This window comes from Streptomyces sp. NBRC 109706, from assembly GCF_000974485.1.
In the GTDB taxonomy this organism is placed as follows: domain Bacteria; phylum Actinomycetota; class Actinomycetes; order Streptomycetales; family Streptomycetaceae; genus Streptomyces.
The window spans coordinates 610,637-626,448 of the sequence record NZ_BBOM01000005.1 but is presented as its reverse complement, the minus strand read 5'-3'; the positions used below and the strand labels follow the sequence as shown (position 1 = coordinate 626,448).

16 protein-coding genes are annotated in these 15,812 nt (G+C 73.2%); 7 read left to right on the top strand and 9 right to left on the bottom strand.

All coding sequences use genetic code 11. The features are described 5' to 3' along the window. The first annotated feature begins 210 nt into the window (after positions 1–210). Positions 211–1,386, top strand: a complete 1,176-nt coding sequence (sucC, locus tag AOM46_RS07715; protein ID WP_062207321.1) for an ADP-forming succinate--CoA ligase subunit beta — start codon at positions 211–213, stop codon at positions 1,384–1,386. Between the two features lie 48 nt (positions 1,387–1,434). Beyond that, positions 1,435–2,319 carry a succinate--CoA ligase subunit alpha gene (gene sucD, locus AOM46_RS07710; RefSeq protein ID WP_062207320.1) on the top strand — a complete coding sequence of 295 codons (885 nt, stop codon included), beginning with the start codon at positions 1,435–1,437 and terminating at the stop codon, positions 2,317–2,319. Positions 2,320–2,401: 82 nt separating this feature from the next. On the opposite strand, the gene AOM46_RS07705 is transcribed toward sucD, so the two are convergent. After that, positions 2,402–3,163 (bottom strand): sigma factor-like helix-turn-helix DNA-binding protein, encoded by a 762-nt coding sequence (locus tag AOM46_RS07705; protein WP_158920293.1) that lies wholly within the window; start codon positions 3,161–3,163, stop codon positions 2,402–2,404. 74 nt (positions 3,164–3,237) lie between these two features. On the opposite strand from AOM46_RS07705, the gene AOM46_RS07700 reads away from it, so the two are divergent. Continuing rightward, entirely contained in the window at positions 3,238–4,803 is a 1,566-nt protein-coding gene (locus AOM46_RS07700) for a DUF6350 family protein (protein WP_158920291.1), read from the top strand. Between the two features lie 8 nt (positions 4,804–4,811). Here the strand turns inward: AOM46_RS07700 and AOM46_RS07695 are convergent, their stop codons facing one another. Beyond that, entirely contained in the window at positions 4,812–5,570 is a 759-nt protein-coding gene (locus AOM46_RS07695) for a hypothetical protein (RefSeq protein WP_062207313.1), read from the bottom strand. A gap of 227 nt (positions 5,571–5,797) precedes the next feature. Between AOM46_RS07695 and purN the strand changes: the two genes are divergently transcribed. Both purN and purH read left to right on the top strand, forming a co-directional pair. Further along, complete coding sequence (purN, locus tag AOM46_RS07690) at positions 5,798–6,466, top strand: phosphoribosylglycinamide formyltransferase (protein ID WP_062207311.1); 669 nt, start codon at positions 5,798–5,800, stop codon at positions 6,464–6,466. Further along, a complete protein-coding gene (purH, locus tag AOM46_RS07685) occupies positions 6,463–8,055 on the top strand; it encodes a bifunctional phosphoribosylaminoimidazolecarboxamide formyltransferase/IMP cyclohydrolase (RefSeq protein ID WP_062207309.1) in 1,593 nt (530 codons plus the stop codon). The genes purN and purH overlap by 4 nt, the downstream gene beginning before the upstream one ends. 157 nt (positions 8,056–8,212) lie before the next feature. Here purH and AOM46_RS07680 read toward each other — a convergent pair whose 3' ends face one another. Further along, a complete protein-coding gene (locus AOM46_RS07680) occupies positions 8,213–8,464 on the bottom strand; it encodes a hypothetical protein (protein ID WP_062207307.1) in 252 nt (83 codons plus the stop codon). Positions 8,465–8,566: 102 nt separating this feature from the next. Between AOM46_RS07680 and AOM46_RS07675 the strand changes: the two genes are divergently transcribed. Next, a complete protein-coding gene (locus AOM46_RS07675) occupies positions 8,567–9,427 on the top strand; it encodes a bifunctional methylenetetrahydrofolate dehydrogenase/methenyltetrahydrofolate cyclohydrolase (protein ID WP_062207305.1) in 861 nt (286 codons plus the stop codon). A 35-nt stretch (positions 9,428–9,462) separates the two neighbouring features. Next, positions 9,463–9,876, top strand: coding sequence for a DUF3017 domain-containing protein (locus AOM46_RS07670; protein ID WP_370592657.1), 414 nt, complete (start codon positions 9,463–9,465; stop codon positions 9,874–9,876). Here the strand turns inward: AOM46_RS07670 and AOM46_RS07665 are convergent. The 6 genes from AOM46_RS07665 to AOM46_RS07640 are packed head-to-tail and all read right to left on the bottom strand — an operon-like array spanning position 9,845 to position 15,557. Continuing rightward, positions 9,845–10,801 carry an alpha/beta hydrolase gene (locus AOM46_RS07665; RefSeq protein WP_067225985.1) on the bottom strand — a complete coding sequence of 319 codons (957 nt, stop codon included), beginning with the start codon at positions 10,799–10,801 and terminating at the stop codon, positions 9,845–9,847. The genes AOM46_RS07670 and AOM46_RS07665 overlap by 32 nt on opposite strands. Then, positions 10,798–11,892: a branched-chain amino acid ABC transporter permease gene (locus AOM46_RS07660; RefSeq protein ID WP_062207301.1), complete on the bottom strand. Its 1,095-nt coding sequence runs from the start codon at positions 11,890–11,892 to the stop codon at positions 10,798–10,800. Before AOM46_RS07660 ends, AOM46_RS07665 begins: the two co-directional genes overlap by 4 nt. After that, entirely contained in the window at positions 11,889–12,827 is a 939-nt protein-coding gene (locus AOM46_RS07655; RefSeq protein WP_078856593.1) for a branched-chain amino acid ABC transporter permease, read from the bottom strand. The genes AOM46_RS07660 and AOM46_RS07655 overlap by 4 nt, the downstream gene beginning before the upstream one ends. Continuing rightward, on the bottom strand, positions 12,824–13,600 hold the full coding sequence (locus tag AOM46_RS07650) for an ABC transporter ATP-binding protein (RefSeq protein ID WP_062207299.1): 777 nt from the start codon (positions 13,598–13,600) through the stop codon (positions 12,824–12,826). The genes AOM46_RS07655 and AOM46_RS07650 overlap by 4 nt, the downstream gene beginning before the upstream one ends. Further along, the gene (locus AOM46_RS07645; protein ID WP_234313672.1) at positions 13,597–14,349 is read right to left on the bottom strand and encodes an ABC transporter ATP-binding protein; all 753 of its coding nucleotides are present in this window, start codon (positions 14,347–14,349) and stop codon (positions 13,597–13,599) included. The genes AOM46_RS07650 and AOM46_RS07645 overlap by 4 nt, the downstream gene beginning before the upstream one ends. A gap of 2 nt (positions 14,350–14,351) precedes the next feature. Further along, positions 14,352–15,557 carry a substrate-binding domain-containing protein gene (locus AOM46_RS07640; protein WP_062207297.1) on the bottom strand — a complete coding sequence of 402 codons (1,206 nt, stop codon included), beginning with the start codon at positions 15,555–15,557 and terminating at the stop codon, positions 14,352–14,354. Between the last annotated feature and the right edge of the window lie 255 nt (positions 15,558–15,812).

Genomic DNA, 15,812 nt, shown 5'->3' with positions numbered 1-15,812 from the left:
GCGTCGGCGCGCCGTGCGCAGGCCGATTTGTGACAGGTCTCACCACGTGTGGGTGACCCGGAACTCAGAAGCCTCGCATCACCCCCGATACGCTCGACTTCGGACATGCCGCGTGCGCTGTGCCACCTCGCAGCACCTCGTATTCGCGGCCACGCGGCACGCCCACGTCGAGAACGAACCGCGAGATTCAACGACTGAGGACGGACGCGCGTGGACCTGTTCGAGTACCAGGCGAGGGACCTTTTCGCCAAGCATGGCGTGCCGGTGCTGGCCGGCGAAGTCATCGACACGCCGGAGGCGGCGCGTGAGGTGACCGAGCGGCTTGGCGGTCGCGCGGTCGTCAAGGCGCAGGTCAAGACCGGTGGTCGAGGGAAGGCCGGCGGCGTCAAGCTCGCCTCCGACCCGGCCGACGCCGTGGAGAAGGCCGGGGCGATCCTCGGCATGGACATCAAGGGCCACACCGTGCACCGGGTGATGCTGGCCCAGACCGCGGACATCGCGGACGAGTACTACGTCTCCTTCCTGCTGGACCGCACCAACCGCACCTTCCTGGCCATGGCGTCGGTCGAGGGCGGCATGGACATCGAGGAGGTCGCCGCCACCAAGCCGGAGGCGCTGGCCAGGATCGCCGTGGACGCGGTGGACGGTGTGACGGAGGAGAAGGCGCGGGAGATCGTCACCGCCGCCGCCTTCCCGGCCGAGGTGGCCGACCAGGTGGCCGACGTGCTGCGCCAGCTGTGGGAGGTCTTCGTCAAGGAGGACGCCCTGCTGGTCGAGGTCAACCCGCTGGTCAAGACGGGCGACGGGCGGATCGTCGCGCTGGACGGCAAGGTGTCGCTGGACGCCAACGCCGAGTTCCGGCAGCCGGACCACGCGGCCCTCGAGGACCGCGACGCGGCCAACCCGCTGGAGGCGGCGGCCAAGGAGCGCGGCCTCAACTACGTGAAGCTGGACGACGGCAACGTCGGCATCATCGGCAACGGTGCCGGCCTGGTCATGAGCACCCTCGACGTGGTCGCCTACGCGGGCGAGAAGCACGGCGGGGCCAAGCCGGCCAACTTCCTGGACATCGGCGGCGGCGCCTCGGCCGAGGTGATGGCCAACGGTCTGGAGATCATCCTGGGCGACCCGGACGTCACGTCCGTCTTCGTCAACGTCTTCGGCGGGATCACCGCCTGTGACGCCGTCGCCAACGGCATCGTGCAGGCCCTCGAACTGCTCAAGACCAAGGGCGAGGAGGTCACCAAGCCGCTGGTGGTCCGCCTCGACGGCAACAACGCGGAGTTGGGTCGGAAGATCCTGACCGACGCCAACCACCCGCTGGTCGAGCAGGTGGACTCCATGGACGGCGCGGCCGATCGGGCCGCCGAGCTGGCCACCAAGTAGGACCTGCGACGAGACCAGACGACACAGACGAGGACAACGACTAACACCATGGCTATCTTCCTCACCAAGGAGAGCAAGGTCATCGTCCAGGGGATGACCGGCTCCGAGGGCCAGAAGCACACCCGGCGGATGCTCGCCTCCGGCACCGACATCGTCGGCGGCGTCAACCCGCGCAAGGCCGGCCAGAGCGTCGACTTCGACGGCAAGGAGATCCCGGTCTTCGGCGGCGTGAAGGAGGCCGTCGACGCCACCGGCGCCGATGTCACCGTGATCTTCGTGCCGGAGAAGTTCACCAAGGCGGCCGTGATCGAGGCGATCGACGCCGAGATCCCGCTCGCCGTGGTGATCACCGAGGGCATCGCGGTCCATGACACCGCCGCCTTCTGGTCCTACGCGGGCAAGAAGGGCAACAAGACGCGCATCATCGGCCCCAACTGCCCCGGCCTGATCACGCCCGGTCAGTCCAACGCGGGCATCATTCCGGCCGACATCACCAAGCCGGGCCGGATCGGTCTGGTGTCGAAGTCCGGCACCCTGACCTACCAGATGATGTACGAGCTGCGGGACATCGGCTTCAGCTCCTGCGTCGGCATCGGTGGCGACCCGATCATCGGCACCACCCACATCGACGCCCTCGCGGCGTTCGAGGCGGACCCCGACACCGACCTGATCGTGATGATCGGTGAGATCGGCGGCGACGCCGAGGAGCGGGCGGCCGACTTCATCAAGGCCAATGTCAGCAAGCCGGTCGTCGGCTATGTCGCCGGCTTCACCGCGCCCGAGGGCAAGACCATGGGCCACGCCGGGGCGATCGTCTCCGGTTCGTCCGGCACCGCCCAGGCCAAGAAGGAGGCCCTGGAGGCGGCCGGCGTCAAGGTCGGCAAGACGCCGTCCGAGACCGCCGTGCTGGCCAGGGAGTTGCTCGCCGGCTGACCGCCGCACCCGTCCACGGGGGGCGCCCCCGGCCGTTCGGCCGACCAGGGCGCCCCCCTGACGTGTGCCTGGCCGTGCCCGGCTACTGCAGCGCGGCCAGCAGGCCCGAGCCGACCAGCGTGACGGTGGTGCCGGTGACCAGCGCCGTCGCCGCCCCGACGATCCGTCGGCTGGTCCGTTCGCTGGCCGCCAGCGCCGCCGGCGCCGGCAGCGGCCGCACCGGCAGGGTGTCGGCACAGCGCGTCAACAGCGCGCCGATCAACGGACCGTGTTCGGCCGGGGGAACGGCGGCCAGCACGGGCAGCCGTTCGGCGAGCGCCGCCCTGGCATGGGTCACCCGGCTCTCCGTCGCCGTCGCGGTCGCCTCGCACTCGGCCGCGACCTCGGCCGGGGTGAGACCCACCCCGTCCCACAGCAGCAGCGCGCGCCGGTAGCCGCGCGGCAGCGCGAGCAGCCCCGCCAGCAGCGGCCGGTGCTCGTCGCCGATCAGCACGGGACGCCGCCAGCGGTCGGGTACCAGCTGGTGCCACGGGGAGAGCGCGAACTCATGACAGGTCGCCCGCACCCAGCCGGCCGGATCCCGGTCGGTCGCCACCTCGGGCCAGCGCTCCCAGGCCAGCCGGAACGCGTGCGCCAGGGCCCGGTCCGCGATCGCGGAATCGCCGCTGAGCAGCAGCGACTGCCGGACAAGGGAGCCCGCCGAGCCCTCGTAGAGACGTTGGAACGCGACCATCGGCGCGTGGAGCTGCGGCAGCGGCGCCGGGTCCTCGGGGTCAGCCGGACGTCTTCTGGCGTGCTGACCGTTTCGCCGTGTGACAGGCAGATAATCCTTAAAACGGGTCATATAGACATACTGGGCGACACCACGGTGAAAACCTGTTACCCGGGCAAAACGGGTGTTGTTGGCAGCATGGCCGGGTGCGACTTGTCAGTCAGTGGAAAGCCCCCGGGAGCCTGCGGCCGGTGTTTCGGTCGGCGTTCGGCCGCACCCAGGGGCGGTGGCTCTTCGAGGGACTGCTCGCCGCGGGACTCGGGCTCGGCGCCCTCGCCGTGCTGGTGCTGCTCTTCTGGGTGATCTCCCCCTACCCCGACAGCGGCGCCACCGGCGCGCTGCGCATCGCCGCCGACCTCTGGCTGCTCGCCCACGGCTGCGAACTGCTGCGCGGCGAAACCCTCCACCAGGGCACAGCGCCCGTCGGCCTCAGCCCCCTGCTGCTGACCGCGCTCCCCGGCTGGCTGCTCTACCGGGCCGTCCGCGTCACCCTGCTGCCCGAACCGGAACAGGCGCACTGGGCGGCCGACCCCGGCGACGCCTTCCGCGCCGCGCTGTGGATCTGCGCCGGCTATCTGCTGGCCGGATCGGCGGCCACCCTCTTCGCGCTGCGCGCCACGCTCAGCCCGCAACCGCTGGACACCGCGCTCCAACTCCCGCTCTTCGTCCTGCTGGTGACCGTCCCAACGGCCTGGGCGATCAGCGGCGTGCCACCCGATCCACTGCTCCGCCACGCCCCCGGCGCCCGCTGGTCCGCGCTGTTCACCGCCCGCCGGCTGCACGCCGCCGGGCGCGCGGCGCTGGGCGGCGCCGCCGCCTGCTGCGGCATCGGCGCGCTGCTCGCCGCCGGCGGACTGCTGCTGCACGCCCAGGCGGCGCAGAGCACCATGGTCACCCTGAGCGGCGACTGGTCGGGACGGCTCGCGGTGCTGCTGCTGGCCTGCGCGCTCGCGCCCAACGCCGCCGTCTGGGGCGCCGCCTACGGCCTGGGCCCCGGGTTCACCCTGGGCGGCGGCAGCCTGCTCACCCCGCTCGCCGTCACCGGCGAACCGTCACCGCCGCCGTTCCCGCTGCTCGACGGTCTGCCGACCAGCGCGCCCGAGGGCCCGCTGCTGTGGATCACGGCCGCCGTTCCGCTGGCCGGGCTGCTGGTGATCGCCACCCTGGTCGCCCGCGCGGCGGTCCCGGTACCCGGCGAACGGGCGTCCGCCTCGGGCTGGTTGGGCACCTCGCTCACCGCGCTGCTGGCCGCAGCCGGCACCGGGATCGCGCTCGGCCTGCTCGGTGCCATGGCCGGCGGCCCGCTGGGCACCGGCGAACTGGCCCGGTTCGGGCCTGACGGCTGGCTCACCGGTCTTGCCGCCGCCGGCTGGGCCGCGGTCGCGCTGCCACTGGCCCTCGGCCTGCGGCTGTGGCGGCTCCACCAGCCTCGGCTGCTGATGGCCTCGTTGACCATCGGCGCGCTGGCCACCCTGCGTGCCGTCACCGCCCGGGCGCCCAGGCCACGTCGAACCCGGCGCCGGGCCAGGGCCAAGGACCCGGCCCGCGACTGGCATGTCACCGACGCCCGGCACTCCCGCTGGGCGGCGCTGCGTCAGACCTCCGGCGAACTCGTCCCCCGGATCGAGCCCCCCGTCGGGCCCCATGGCGGGCCACCCGGCCCGCCGGGACTGCCGGACATCCCACGCGAGAGCCCGCCCGGAACCCGCTAGTCGTTCCGCTAGTCGTCCTGGCCGAAGATCGGGCGGAGCTGGCTGGGCAGCCGGTCCTCGCAGGCGGCCTTGGACGGGGCCGTGAGGGAGTCGGAGACACAGTCGAAGTAGTCCTTGTAGACCAGCTGCGCCGTATAGGCGGTCGCGACGATCAGCAGGGAGAGGCCGGCCATCACCACGCCGGCGATCGCCACGCCCCGCTGCGGCCTGGGCGGCGTCGGCGGGGTGCCGCCCGGGGCCGGGGCGTCCGGCGGGGCCGGCTGGCCGGCGCCCGCGGTGACCTTCGCCCGTTCCCTGGAGCGGTCCCTGCCCTCGGCGCTCTCGGAGGGGCCGCCGCGCAGCGCGCTGATGCCCCAGTACAGGGCGAGCGCGCCCAGCAGCAGGCCAAGCCACTCCCAGGCGAGCAAGCCGGCGAAGACACCCCACATACCGGCCAACACCGAGTAGCGCGCGTGCCGTTGGCCCGGATCGTTGGGGTCCCAGCGACGGCCCGGGCGGCCGCCGTTCTCCCCCGAACCGTCGGGGCCGCCGTTGCCGGGCGCGCCGAACGGGCCCGAGCCGCGCCCCGGCTGTTTCCGGCTCCACTGGCTGCCCCAGCGCTGCCGCTGGTTGCCGTCGTTACCGCCGTCACTGTCCCCGTTGCCGTTGCCGTCCGGATTCCGGGGGCGCCACGGCTGGTCGGGCCGCCCCTCGGGGGGCGGGGCGAAGGGGTTGTCCTCCTCGCCCGGCCGATCCTGCTGGCCTGACGCACGGGGTCCGTCGGTCATGTGGTGGTCGCATCTCCCTGTCGGGCACGCGCGCCGGGATCGCGGTGCCGGTGGCTTCCGACCGTACCTGGCTCCGGACGGCCCACGGCACGGGGGGACCCAGCCGTGAAGGTATCGTTGCCGACGGCCGACCCGTGAGCGGCCCCGCACGTCCCGGGAGCGGCACCAGCAGGTTCGACGACGAGCTCGGTGCTCCGGGAGGAAAGCACTAAAGGAAAGACCTCGTCGTGGCCTCTGCCTCCGCCACCCCCGAAGCCGCCGACCCCGCCGAAGCCACCGACCGACCCCCCGTCCGCCTGGTGGTCCTGGTCTCCGGTTCTGGCAGCAACCTCCAGGCACTGCTGGACGCGGAGCGGGACGGGGGCGCCGCGTTCAACGCCACGGTGGCCGCCGTCGGCGCCGACCGCGCCAACATCGAGGGGCTGCGCCGCGCGGAACGCGCCGGCGTGCCGACCTTCGTCCACCGGCTGCGGGACTACCCGACCCGCCCCGAATGGGACGCGGCGCTGACGGAGTCCGTCGCCGCGCACCGCCCCGATCTGGTGGTGTCGGCCGGGTTCATGAAGATCGTCGGGGCCTCGTTCATGGCCGCCTTCGGGGGCCGGTTCATCAACACGCACCCGGCGCTGCTGCCCAGCTTCCCCGGCGCGCACGGGGTGCGGGACGCGCTCGCCCACGGGGTGAAGGTGACGGGCTGCACCGTGCACTTCGCCGAGGCCGAGGTGGACAGCGGTCCGATCATCGCGCAGGGTGCCGTCGCCGTCCACGACGACGACGACGAGGACACGCTGCATCAGCGGATCAAGGAAGTCGAACGCGGGCTGCTCGTCGATGCCGTGGGCCGGATGGCCCGCGACGGCTACCGCATAGAGGGACGAAAGGTGTACATCCCGTGAGCGCCGAACAAGCCGCAGGGGCCCAGCCGGAGCACGACGCCGAAGGGCGGCGGCCGATCAGGCGCGCCCTGATCAGCGTCTATGACAAGACCGGTCTGGAGGAGCTGGCGAAGGCGCTGCACGCCGCCGGGGTCGCGCTGGTCTCCACCGGCAACTCGGCCCGCCGGATCGCCGCCGTCGGCGTGCCCGTCACCCCGGTCGAGGAGCTGACCGGCTTCCCCGAATGCCTCGACGGCCGGGTCAAGACCCTGCACCCCAAGGTGCACGCGGGGCTGCTGGCCGACCAGCGGGTGCCGGCGCACCGCGCCCAGCTCGCCGACCTCGGGGTCGAGCCGTTCGACCTGGTGGTGAGCAACCTCTACCCCTTCGAACAGACGGTCGCCTCCGGGGCCTCCTTCGAGGACTGCGTGGAGCAGATCGACATCGGCGGCCCGGCGATGGTGCGCAGCTCGGCCAAGAACCACGGCTCGGTCGCCATCGTGGTCGACCCGGCGCGCTACGACGAGCTGGTGACCGCCGTCGTCGATGGCGGCTTCACCGCCGGGCAGCGACGCGCGCTGGCCGCCGAGGCGTTCCGGCACACCGCCCGCTACGACGCCCAGGTCGCCGGCTACTTCGCCGCCCAGGAGGGGCCACGCGAGGAGTTCGCGCAGAGCGTCAGCCCGGTCTTCGGCCTCCAGCGGGTGCTGCGCTACGGCGAGAACCCGCACCAGTCCGCCGCGCTCTACACCGACGGCAGCGGACGCGGACTGGCCTCCGCCGAGCAGCTGCACGGCAAGGAGATGTCCTACAACAACTATGTGGACACCGAGGCGGCCCGCCGCGCCGCCCACGACCACGAGCAGCCCTGCGTCGCGATCATCAAGCACAGCAACCCGTGCGGGATCGCGGTGGGCGCCGACGTGGCCGAGGCGCACCGCAAGGCGCACGCCTGCGATCCGCTGTCCGCCTACGGCGGCGTGATCGCCGTCAACCGGCCGGTGACGGCCGAGCTGGCCGGGCAGATCGCCGAGATCTTCACCGAGGTCGTGGTGGCGCCCGACTACGAGGAGGGCGCGCTGGAGGCGCTCACCCGGAAGAAGAACATCCGGGTGCTGCGCTGTCCCGAACCGCCCGCCGCGGTCGCCGAGTTCCGGCCGGTGGACGGCGGGGCGCTGGCGCAGGTCAGCGACCGGCTGCAGGCCGCCGGCGACGATCCGGCCAACTGGCGGCTGGCCACCGGCGAGGCGCTGTCCGCCGACGAGCTGGCCGAGCTGGCCTTCGCCTGGCGCGCCTGCCGGGCGGTCAAGTCCAACGCGATCCTGCTGGCCAGGGACGGCGCGACGGTCGGCGTCGGGATGGGCCAGGTCAACCGCGTGGACTCCGCGCGGCTGGCCGTCGGCCGCGCCGGCGCGGAGCGGGCCGCCGGCTCCTATGCCGCGTCCGACGCGTTCTTCCCGTTCCCCGACGGCCTTGAGGTGCTGATCGAGGCGGGCGTCAAGGCCGTGGTCCAGCCCGGCGGTTCGATCCGCGACGAACAGGTCGTCGAGGCAGCCGAGAAGGCCGGGATCCCCCTCTACCTGACGGGCACCCGGCACTTCTTCCACTGACGCGACGCGGCGGTTGCGCGGTCAGCGCGCCAACCAGGCGCGCGCCGCCGCCAACCGCTCCTCGTTCCCACCCGAACGGGGTGGCTGTTCGGCCCGGTGTGTGGCGCGGGTGGCGCCGTCCGGGGGGTCATCTCACGGTCGAGAGCCTGCCGTTCGCTCAGGCCGGTGGGCGGTGGAGGGCGGCGATCAGGATTTCGTGCAGTACCTCGTGGTCCCTCGGGTCGTACAGGCGGTAGGGGCCGCCCTCGACCGTGTACCACTCGTCGGCGCCCGCGTAGCGGATCCGCAGGTCGAGGGAGCCGTCCTCGCCGATGGCGCTGTGCAGCTCCAACTCGCCGGTGACCGCGCCGACCTCGGCCGTCATCACACCGCCGGCGGGGCTGCTGAACAGGGAGTAGCGTTCGTTCATGGCGGGTATTCCAGCAGCTTCCGGACGGCGCGGCGAGCGCCGCGCCCTGGGCGGGGCGGGCCGGATTGGTGACCTTGGCCCGTTATCCGCGAGGATGGGCCCATGACTGCCCAGACACTCGACGGCCAGGCCACCGCGGCCGAGATCAAGTCCGACCTCCGCACCCGGATCGCCGCGCTCAGGGAGCGCGGCCACGCCCCGGGCCTCGGCACGCTGCTGGTCGGCGACGATGTCGGCAGCCAGAAGTATGTCGCGGGCAAGCATCGGGACTGCGCCGCCGTCGGAATCGCCTCCATCCAGCGGGAGTTGCCGGCCACCGCAGGCCAGGCCGAGATCGAGGCCGTGGTCGACGAGCTGAACGCCGACCCCGCCTGCACCGGCTATCTGGTGCAACTGCCGCTGCCGCGCGGCATCGACACCAACCGCGTGCTGGAGCGCGTCGACCCGGACAAGGACGCCGACGGCCTGCACCCCACCAACCTCGGCCGCCTGGTGCTGGGCGAGCCCGCGCCGCTGCCCTGCACCCCCAACGGCATCATCGCGCTGCTGCGCCGCTTCGGTGTGGAGATCGACGGCGCCGAGGTGGCGGTGGTCGGTCGCGGTGTGACGGTCGGCCGTTCGCTGCCGCTGCTGCTCACCCGCCGGTCGGAGAACGCCACGGTCACCCAGTGCCACACCGGCACCCGTGACCTGTCGGCTCAGCTGCGCCGCGCGGACATCGTGGTGGCGGCGGCCGGCGTTCCGCACCTGATCAAGCCGGAGGACATCAAGCCGGGCGCCGCCGTGCTCGACGTCGGCGTCAGTCGCGACGAGTCCGGCCGGATCGTCGGCGACGTCCACCCCGGCGTGGCCGCCGTCGCCGGCTGGCTCTCGCCGAACCCGCGTGGCGTGGGCCCGATGACCAGGGCCATGCTGCTGAGCAACGTTGTCGAGGCCGCCGAGCGCGCGGCCGACCAGGGCTGACGGAACGAGCTGACGGAACGGAGAGGGGGGCCGACGTGGCAGGTGGTGGCGTGGCCTGGCGCAAGCGCTGGCGGGTGCCGGAGAAGCATCGGACGAGAAGCACGGCGCGTCCGGAAGGCGGGGGGCGCTCGGCGGGTGGTGACGCGCCGGCGCCCATCCGTCAGTGGCCGCTGCTCGCGGTCCTGGGCACCACGCTGGTGGGGCTGCTGGTCACCCTGCTCGACTTCCGCATCGGCCTGCTGATCGTCGGCGGCGCGCTGCTGGCCGGTGCGCTGCTGCGCGCGTGGCTGCCGGCGGTCGGCATGCTGGCGGTGCGCTCCCGCTTCACGGACGTCGTGACCTACACCGTGCTGGGCGCGCTGATCGTGCTGCTGACCCTGATGGCCGAGCCCCGCCCCTGGCTGGAGGTCCCCTTCCTCAACGACATCCTCCGCTTCTCGGCGGGGTAGCCGGCGGCGCGGCCGGCCCCCGGCGGGGCGGTCGGCGCAGTACGGCTTCGGCGACCGCGCGCAGGGCGTGCGGCGCCAGGAGGATCGAGTAGTGGTTGGTGTCGGGGACGCCGGCCACCGTGATCAGCTTCCGATCCAGCCCGGCCGCCTCGATCCGCGCCTCGTCGTAGAGGGCCTCCGGCTGGTTGAGCAGCCCGCGTTCCGCCCACAACAGGGTGGTGGGGAGGGCGAGTCGGTGGATCGCGGCCAGCGTCTCCGGCCCGGTGAGGACGTCCGCGCCGTCGAGGCGGACAGCGTCGACGGAGCAGCTGCTGCGCAGTTCCGGCGGGGTGCCGACGAGGTCGCGGTCGAAGTAGGCGCGCAGCTCGGGGCCCCAGTGGTCGGCGAGCGCCGGATGGTCGCGGAAGAACGCGTGGTAGCTCTCCCGGTCGGGGAACGTCATCGAGAGCCGCCGCATCGCCGGGCCGATGACGGCCTCCAGGACGGCGTCGACATCCGTGCCGGGTGGGCTGGGGAAGCCGAGCCCGCCGTCGACCAGGACGAGCCGGGAGAAGCGTTCCGGATGGTCGGCGGCGGCCAGCGCGCCGATGAACGCGCCCATGGAGTGGCCGAGGAGCACGGGCCGCCGGTCGAGGGTGTCGGCCAGCGCCACCACGTCGGCGACATGCGCGGCCAGCCCGTAGGGGCCCGGCAGGTCGCGGCTCGCGCCGCGTCCCCGCAGGTCGGGCGCGTGGATCGGGGTGCCGGCCAACTCCTGTGCCAGCGGCGCGAGGAACAGCCCGTTGGCGGTGATGCCATGGAGGGCGATCACCGGTTCGGCGCTCGGTTCCCCCGGCCAGTGGGTGACGGCGAGCGGCCCACCGGCCACCTGGACCGACGTCTCGCGGGCCGCCCGCGCCGGCGCCCCGCCGCTCGGGCCGGTCACCGGGCCCGCCTCGCCCGCCGGCCCAGGGCGGCCAGGCCGCCGGGTGCCGCGTAGACGGCGATCACGAACAGCACGCCGAGCACCACGAGGGGTTCGGAGAGGGGGGCGGCCAGTGGTTCCGGCAGGTCGGCGACGGTGTCGGAGACGCCGAGGGCGGTCAGCCGGTGGTCGAGGTAGATGAACAGCACGCCGCCGATGATCGGCCCCCACCGGGTGCCGGCGCCGCCGAGGACCACCATCACCAGCAGGGTGAGGGTGAACTCGGCGGTGCTGGTGGCCGGCGTGGCGCCCGAGGTGACCACCAGGTGGACGATGCCGCCGAGCAGGGCCAGTGCCGAGGCCAGCACGAAGACGCCGAGCTTGTGGCGGAACGGGTCGCGGCCGAGGACGGAGACCCGCTGTTCGTTGTCGCGGATGGCCTGCCACACCTTGCCGGCGGGGGAGGCGGTGGCGGCCCAGGCGACGGCGGCGGTGACCACGAGGTAGCCGAGGGCGAGCCAGTAGACGTTGACGGTGTTGCTGATGCCGACGAGGAACGACGGCACCGAGTCCGCGGTCAGCGGCAGTCCCTCCTCGCCGCCGGTGAGACCGGCGGGGTTGCGTTCCACCCAGATCGAGCCGGCCTGCGCGAAGGCGAGGGTGACCATGGCGAAGCCGATGCCGCCGAGCGCCAGCGGGCGCAGCGAGATCGCGCCGAGCAGGCAGGCCGCCACGGTGCCGACCACGAGGGTCAGCGCCGCGGCCGGCAGCAGCGACACCTCCAGATGGGTCATGGCCAGCTGGGTGCCGTAGGCGCCGCCGGCGATGTAGAGGGCGTGGCCGAAGGACAGCAGTCCCGTGCGCCCGAACAGCAGGTCGTAGCTAAGCGCCAGACCGGCGAACACCAGGCAGAGCGCGAGGAGTTGCAGGGAACCCGCGGAGTTGACCGGGCCGTCGAGAAGCACCGGGACGTCCAGCGCCGAGTAGGGCAGGGTCAGCAGCAGGATCAGGACGCCGGCCGGGATCAGCCAGGGGCGGCCCGGGCGCGCGCGGCGTCCGGCTGTGGCGGCCCGGGCGGTCTTCGGCTCCCCGGCCGCGGTGGTGGTGGTCATACGGCGCCTCCCGGGCGCAGTGCGGGTGGCGTCGTGCCGGGGCCGATCCGGTCGCGCAGCCCCTGGAGGGGGCCGCGCCGGCCGGGGGTCGGCCGGGCGAGGATCACCACGGCGAGGAGGACGACGACGGCGATGTCGCCGAAGCCGCCGGAGATGTAGTAGTTGGCGTACTGCTGGACCAGGCCGGCGGCCAGCGCCGCGCAGGCGACCCCGGTGATGGAGTGCAGCCCGCCGATGATCACCACGACGAAACCGAAGATCAGCAGCCCGGTGCCGCGGTGCGGGGCGACGGAGCCGTAGTAGACGCCGCCGAGCACGCCGGCCAGGCCCGCCAGGGCGCCGCCGAGGGCGAAGACGAGGGTGAAGGCGCGGGTGACGTCGACGCCGAGGGCGGAGACCATCGACCGGTCCTCCACCCCGGCTCGCACCACCAGTCCGTAGCGGGTGCGGTTGAGCAGCAGCCGGACGCCGATCAGCACGGCGAGGGCGGCGCCGACCAGCAGGAACCGGCTGACCGGCACATTGGCGCCGAGCAGGCGGACGGTGCCGGAGAGCCAGTCGGGCACGGGGAAGGGGCGGGAGTCCGCGCCCCAGTACGCCTGGACGAGCGCGGGGATCGTCAGCGACAGGCCGACGGTGACCAGGATCTGCTCGCGCGGCCTGCCGTAGAGCCGGCGGATGAGGACGCGTTCGACGGCGACGGCGAGCAGCAGCCCGGTGAGCGTGCCGACGACCAGGGCGGCCAGCAGCCCGGCGGTGCCGCCGAGCGCCTCGGCGGTCTCCCAGGCCGCGTAGGCGGCGACGGTCAGGAAGGCGCCGTGGGCGAAGTTGAGGACGTCCATCAGGCCGAAGATCAGGGCGAGCCCCGACGCGATCAGGAAGTACAGCGCGGCCAGACCGAGGCCGGTGAGGGTGAGCAGGACGAGGGTGTTCACGAGGTGCTGTCCTCCTCGGCGTCCGGGACCCGGGTGGTCCTGGGGATGGCGGCGCGGCCGACGCCGAGCAGGGTGGTGGTCCTCTCCCGGTCGGCGAGCAGTTCGGCGGCTGGGCCGCTGTGGACGACGCGGCCGTTGTCCAGGACGACGGCGCGGTCGGCGAGTTGGCGGATGACCGCGAGGTTCTGTTCCACCAGCAACATCGGCAGTTCCCCGGCGACGCGTCGCAGCGCCTCGGTGACCTGCCGGACGACCCGTGGGGCCAGGCCCTTGGTGGGTTCGTCGACGATGATCAGCCGGTTGTCGTTGAGCAGGGTGCGGGCGATGGCGAGCATCTGCTGCTGCCCGCCGGAGAGGGTGCCGGCGCGTTGCTGGGCCCGGTCCCTCAGATCGGGGAAGAGGTCGTGGACCAGGTCGTAGTGGTGACGGCCGGCGCGCCCTTCGCGTTCGGCCAGGGTGAGGTTCTCGGCGACGGTCAACCGGGTGAAGACGCCGCGGTCCTCGGGCGCGTAGCCGACGCCCCGGCGGATCGTGGCGTGGGTGGGCTCGCGGGTGATGTCGTGGCCGTCGAAGGTGACGCGTCCCGCGGTGATCCGGCCGTCGTCGGGCAGCAGGCCCAGGATCGAGCGGACGGTGGTGGTCTTGCCGACGCCGTTGCGGCCCATGAGGGCGGTGACGCCGGTGGCCGGCACGTCGAAGCCGACGCCCTGGAGGATGCGGGAGCCGGCGATCTCCACCTGGAGGCCGGTGACGCCGATGACGCTCGCGGTCATATCTCCTCCCCCAGATAGGCGCGCTGCACCTCGGGGACCGCCATCACGGTCTCGGGTGCGCCGTCGGCGAGCAGGGTGCCGTGGTGGAGGACGGCGATGCGGTCGGCGAGGTCGAGGACGACGTCCATATGGTGTTCGACCATCAGCAGGGTGCGGCCCTCCTCGTGGTGGAGCCAGCGGATGACCTCGGTGAGTTCGGCCACCTCCTCGGTGGCGACGCCGGCCATCGGCTCGTCGAGGAGCATCAGCCGGGGGCCGTCCCGGTGGCCGGTCGGGGCCAGCAGCATGGCGAGTTCGAGCTTGCGCTTGTCGCCGTGCGAGAGGCCGCCGGCGAGTTCGGTGGCCCGGTGGGCCAGCCGCACGCGCTCCAGCACGCCGGTGACGGCGCCCGCGGTGACGCGGCGGGCGCCGACCGCGCGGGCGGCCAGTTCGACATGCTCGGCGACGGCCATCGTGGGGAAGACGGACGACGACTGGAAGGTGCGGCCGATGCCGAGGCGGGCGCGGCGGTGCGGGGCCAGCCGGTGGACCGGCCGGCCGGCGAGCGTGATCGCGCCCGCGGTGGGTCGGGTGACGCCGGAGACGAGGTTGAACAGCGAGGTCTTGCCGGCGCCGTTGGGGCCGATCAGGGCCAGCAGTTCGCCCTCGCGAACGGTCAGGTCGATGTCGTCGACGATGGTCACCCCGCCCACCGACCAGCTGACGGCTTCCAGCGCGAGGACCGGCGCGGGAGTCACGGACGTGGTCACGGTCAGTCGCCCGTCGCCTCGACCGGCGCCACGGTCGCGGCGTCGAAGGTGGTGACCACGGACGGCTGGCCGTCGTCCTCGAACCGGGCCTGGAACATCGGCTGGAGCAGGGCGTGGTCGCTGGCCCTGACGCTCTGGTCGCCCTTGACCCCGGAGAACGAGAAGCCTTCGAGGGCGGCGACCATCGCGGCCGTGTCGCCCTCGGCGCCGCCGGCCCTGACCGCCTCGACGACCAGCTGTGCCGCCGTGAAGCCGTCGGGGCTGAAGAGGTCCGTCTCCCAGCCCTGGTCGGCGAAGTAGGCGTCCATGGCCCGCGCCTCGGGGGTGTCGGTCGCGCCGGGGACGTAGTGGGCCAGCAGCGTCACCTTGTCGCGGGCCGCGCCGAACACCGAGTAGGTGGCGCGGGTGTCGAGGCCGGTGACCACGGTCGCGGTGTCCAGCACGCCCTGCTGGTCGAGGGTGGTCCACATCGTCTGGGCGGTGTCGCCGGCCCAGGCCACGAAGACGAGGTCGGGGTCCTCGGAGAGCACCTGCGCGGCGGACGGCGTCAGGTCGGTGGCGCTGGGCGGGGCCAGCACGGAGGCGACGTCCAGGCCCTGCGCGCTGAGGACGCTCTCGACGGCGGCGACGTTGGCCTGGCCGAACGCGTTGTCCTGGGCCAGTACGACGGCCTTGCCGCCGTCCAGCCCCTCCTCCGTCGCGGCGAGGACCTCGCTGGCGGTGACGACGTCCTGGTACGTCTGCCGGCCGGAGCGGAAGGTGTAGTCGTTGACGCCGGTGACGCTGTCGGTGGCGGCGGGGCCCGAGATGTAGAGCACCTCGTTCTGTTCGGCGAGTGGCGCCACCTGGACGGCGACGCCGGAGGACGCGGTGCCGGCGATGATGCTGGCGCCCTCGTCGATGCGCTGCCTGGCGAGGGCGACGCCGTTGGCGGGGTCGCCCGCGTCGTCGGAGCGGACCACGTCGATGGTGATGCCGTCGACCTCGCCGGTGCCGTCGGTGGCGTGGTCGAGGCCGGCCTCGAAGCCCTGGAGGTACTGCTCGCCGTAGGACGCCAGTGGGCCCGATGTCGAGGTGATGAGGGCGACGGTCACGGAGGCTTCGTCACCCCCACCGCTGTCGCCGCCGCTCTCCCCTGGGGCGGAGCAGGCCGTGGCGAGCGCCGCCGCCGCGACGGCGGCGGCGAGGGGTACGCGGAGGGTTCTCATGGCGGGGCGGCTCCCTGTTTCGTGGTGGTGCTCTGGCGTGGGTGCGCTCTGGCGTCCGGTGGCGGTGTCGCTCGGGGCGCGGTGTCGTTCCCGTTCCCCCGATCCGCAGCAGCGTCCATCCGGGCACCTCGCGCGGCAATGTATGCGGGGCACATAGCGCGACCCCTCGGCATGGCGACCGGAGCTGTATGGGCGTGTTCATGTCAGCCTCTACGGTCGCCGGACGAAACCAGGAATCGGTCGGCACCGGGGCCG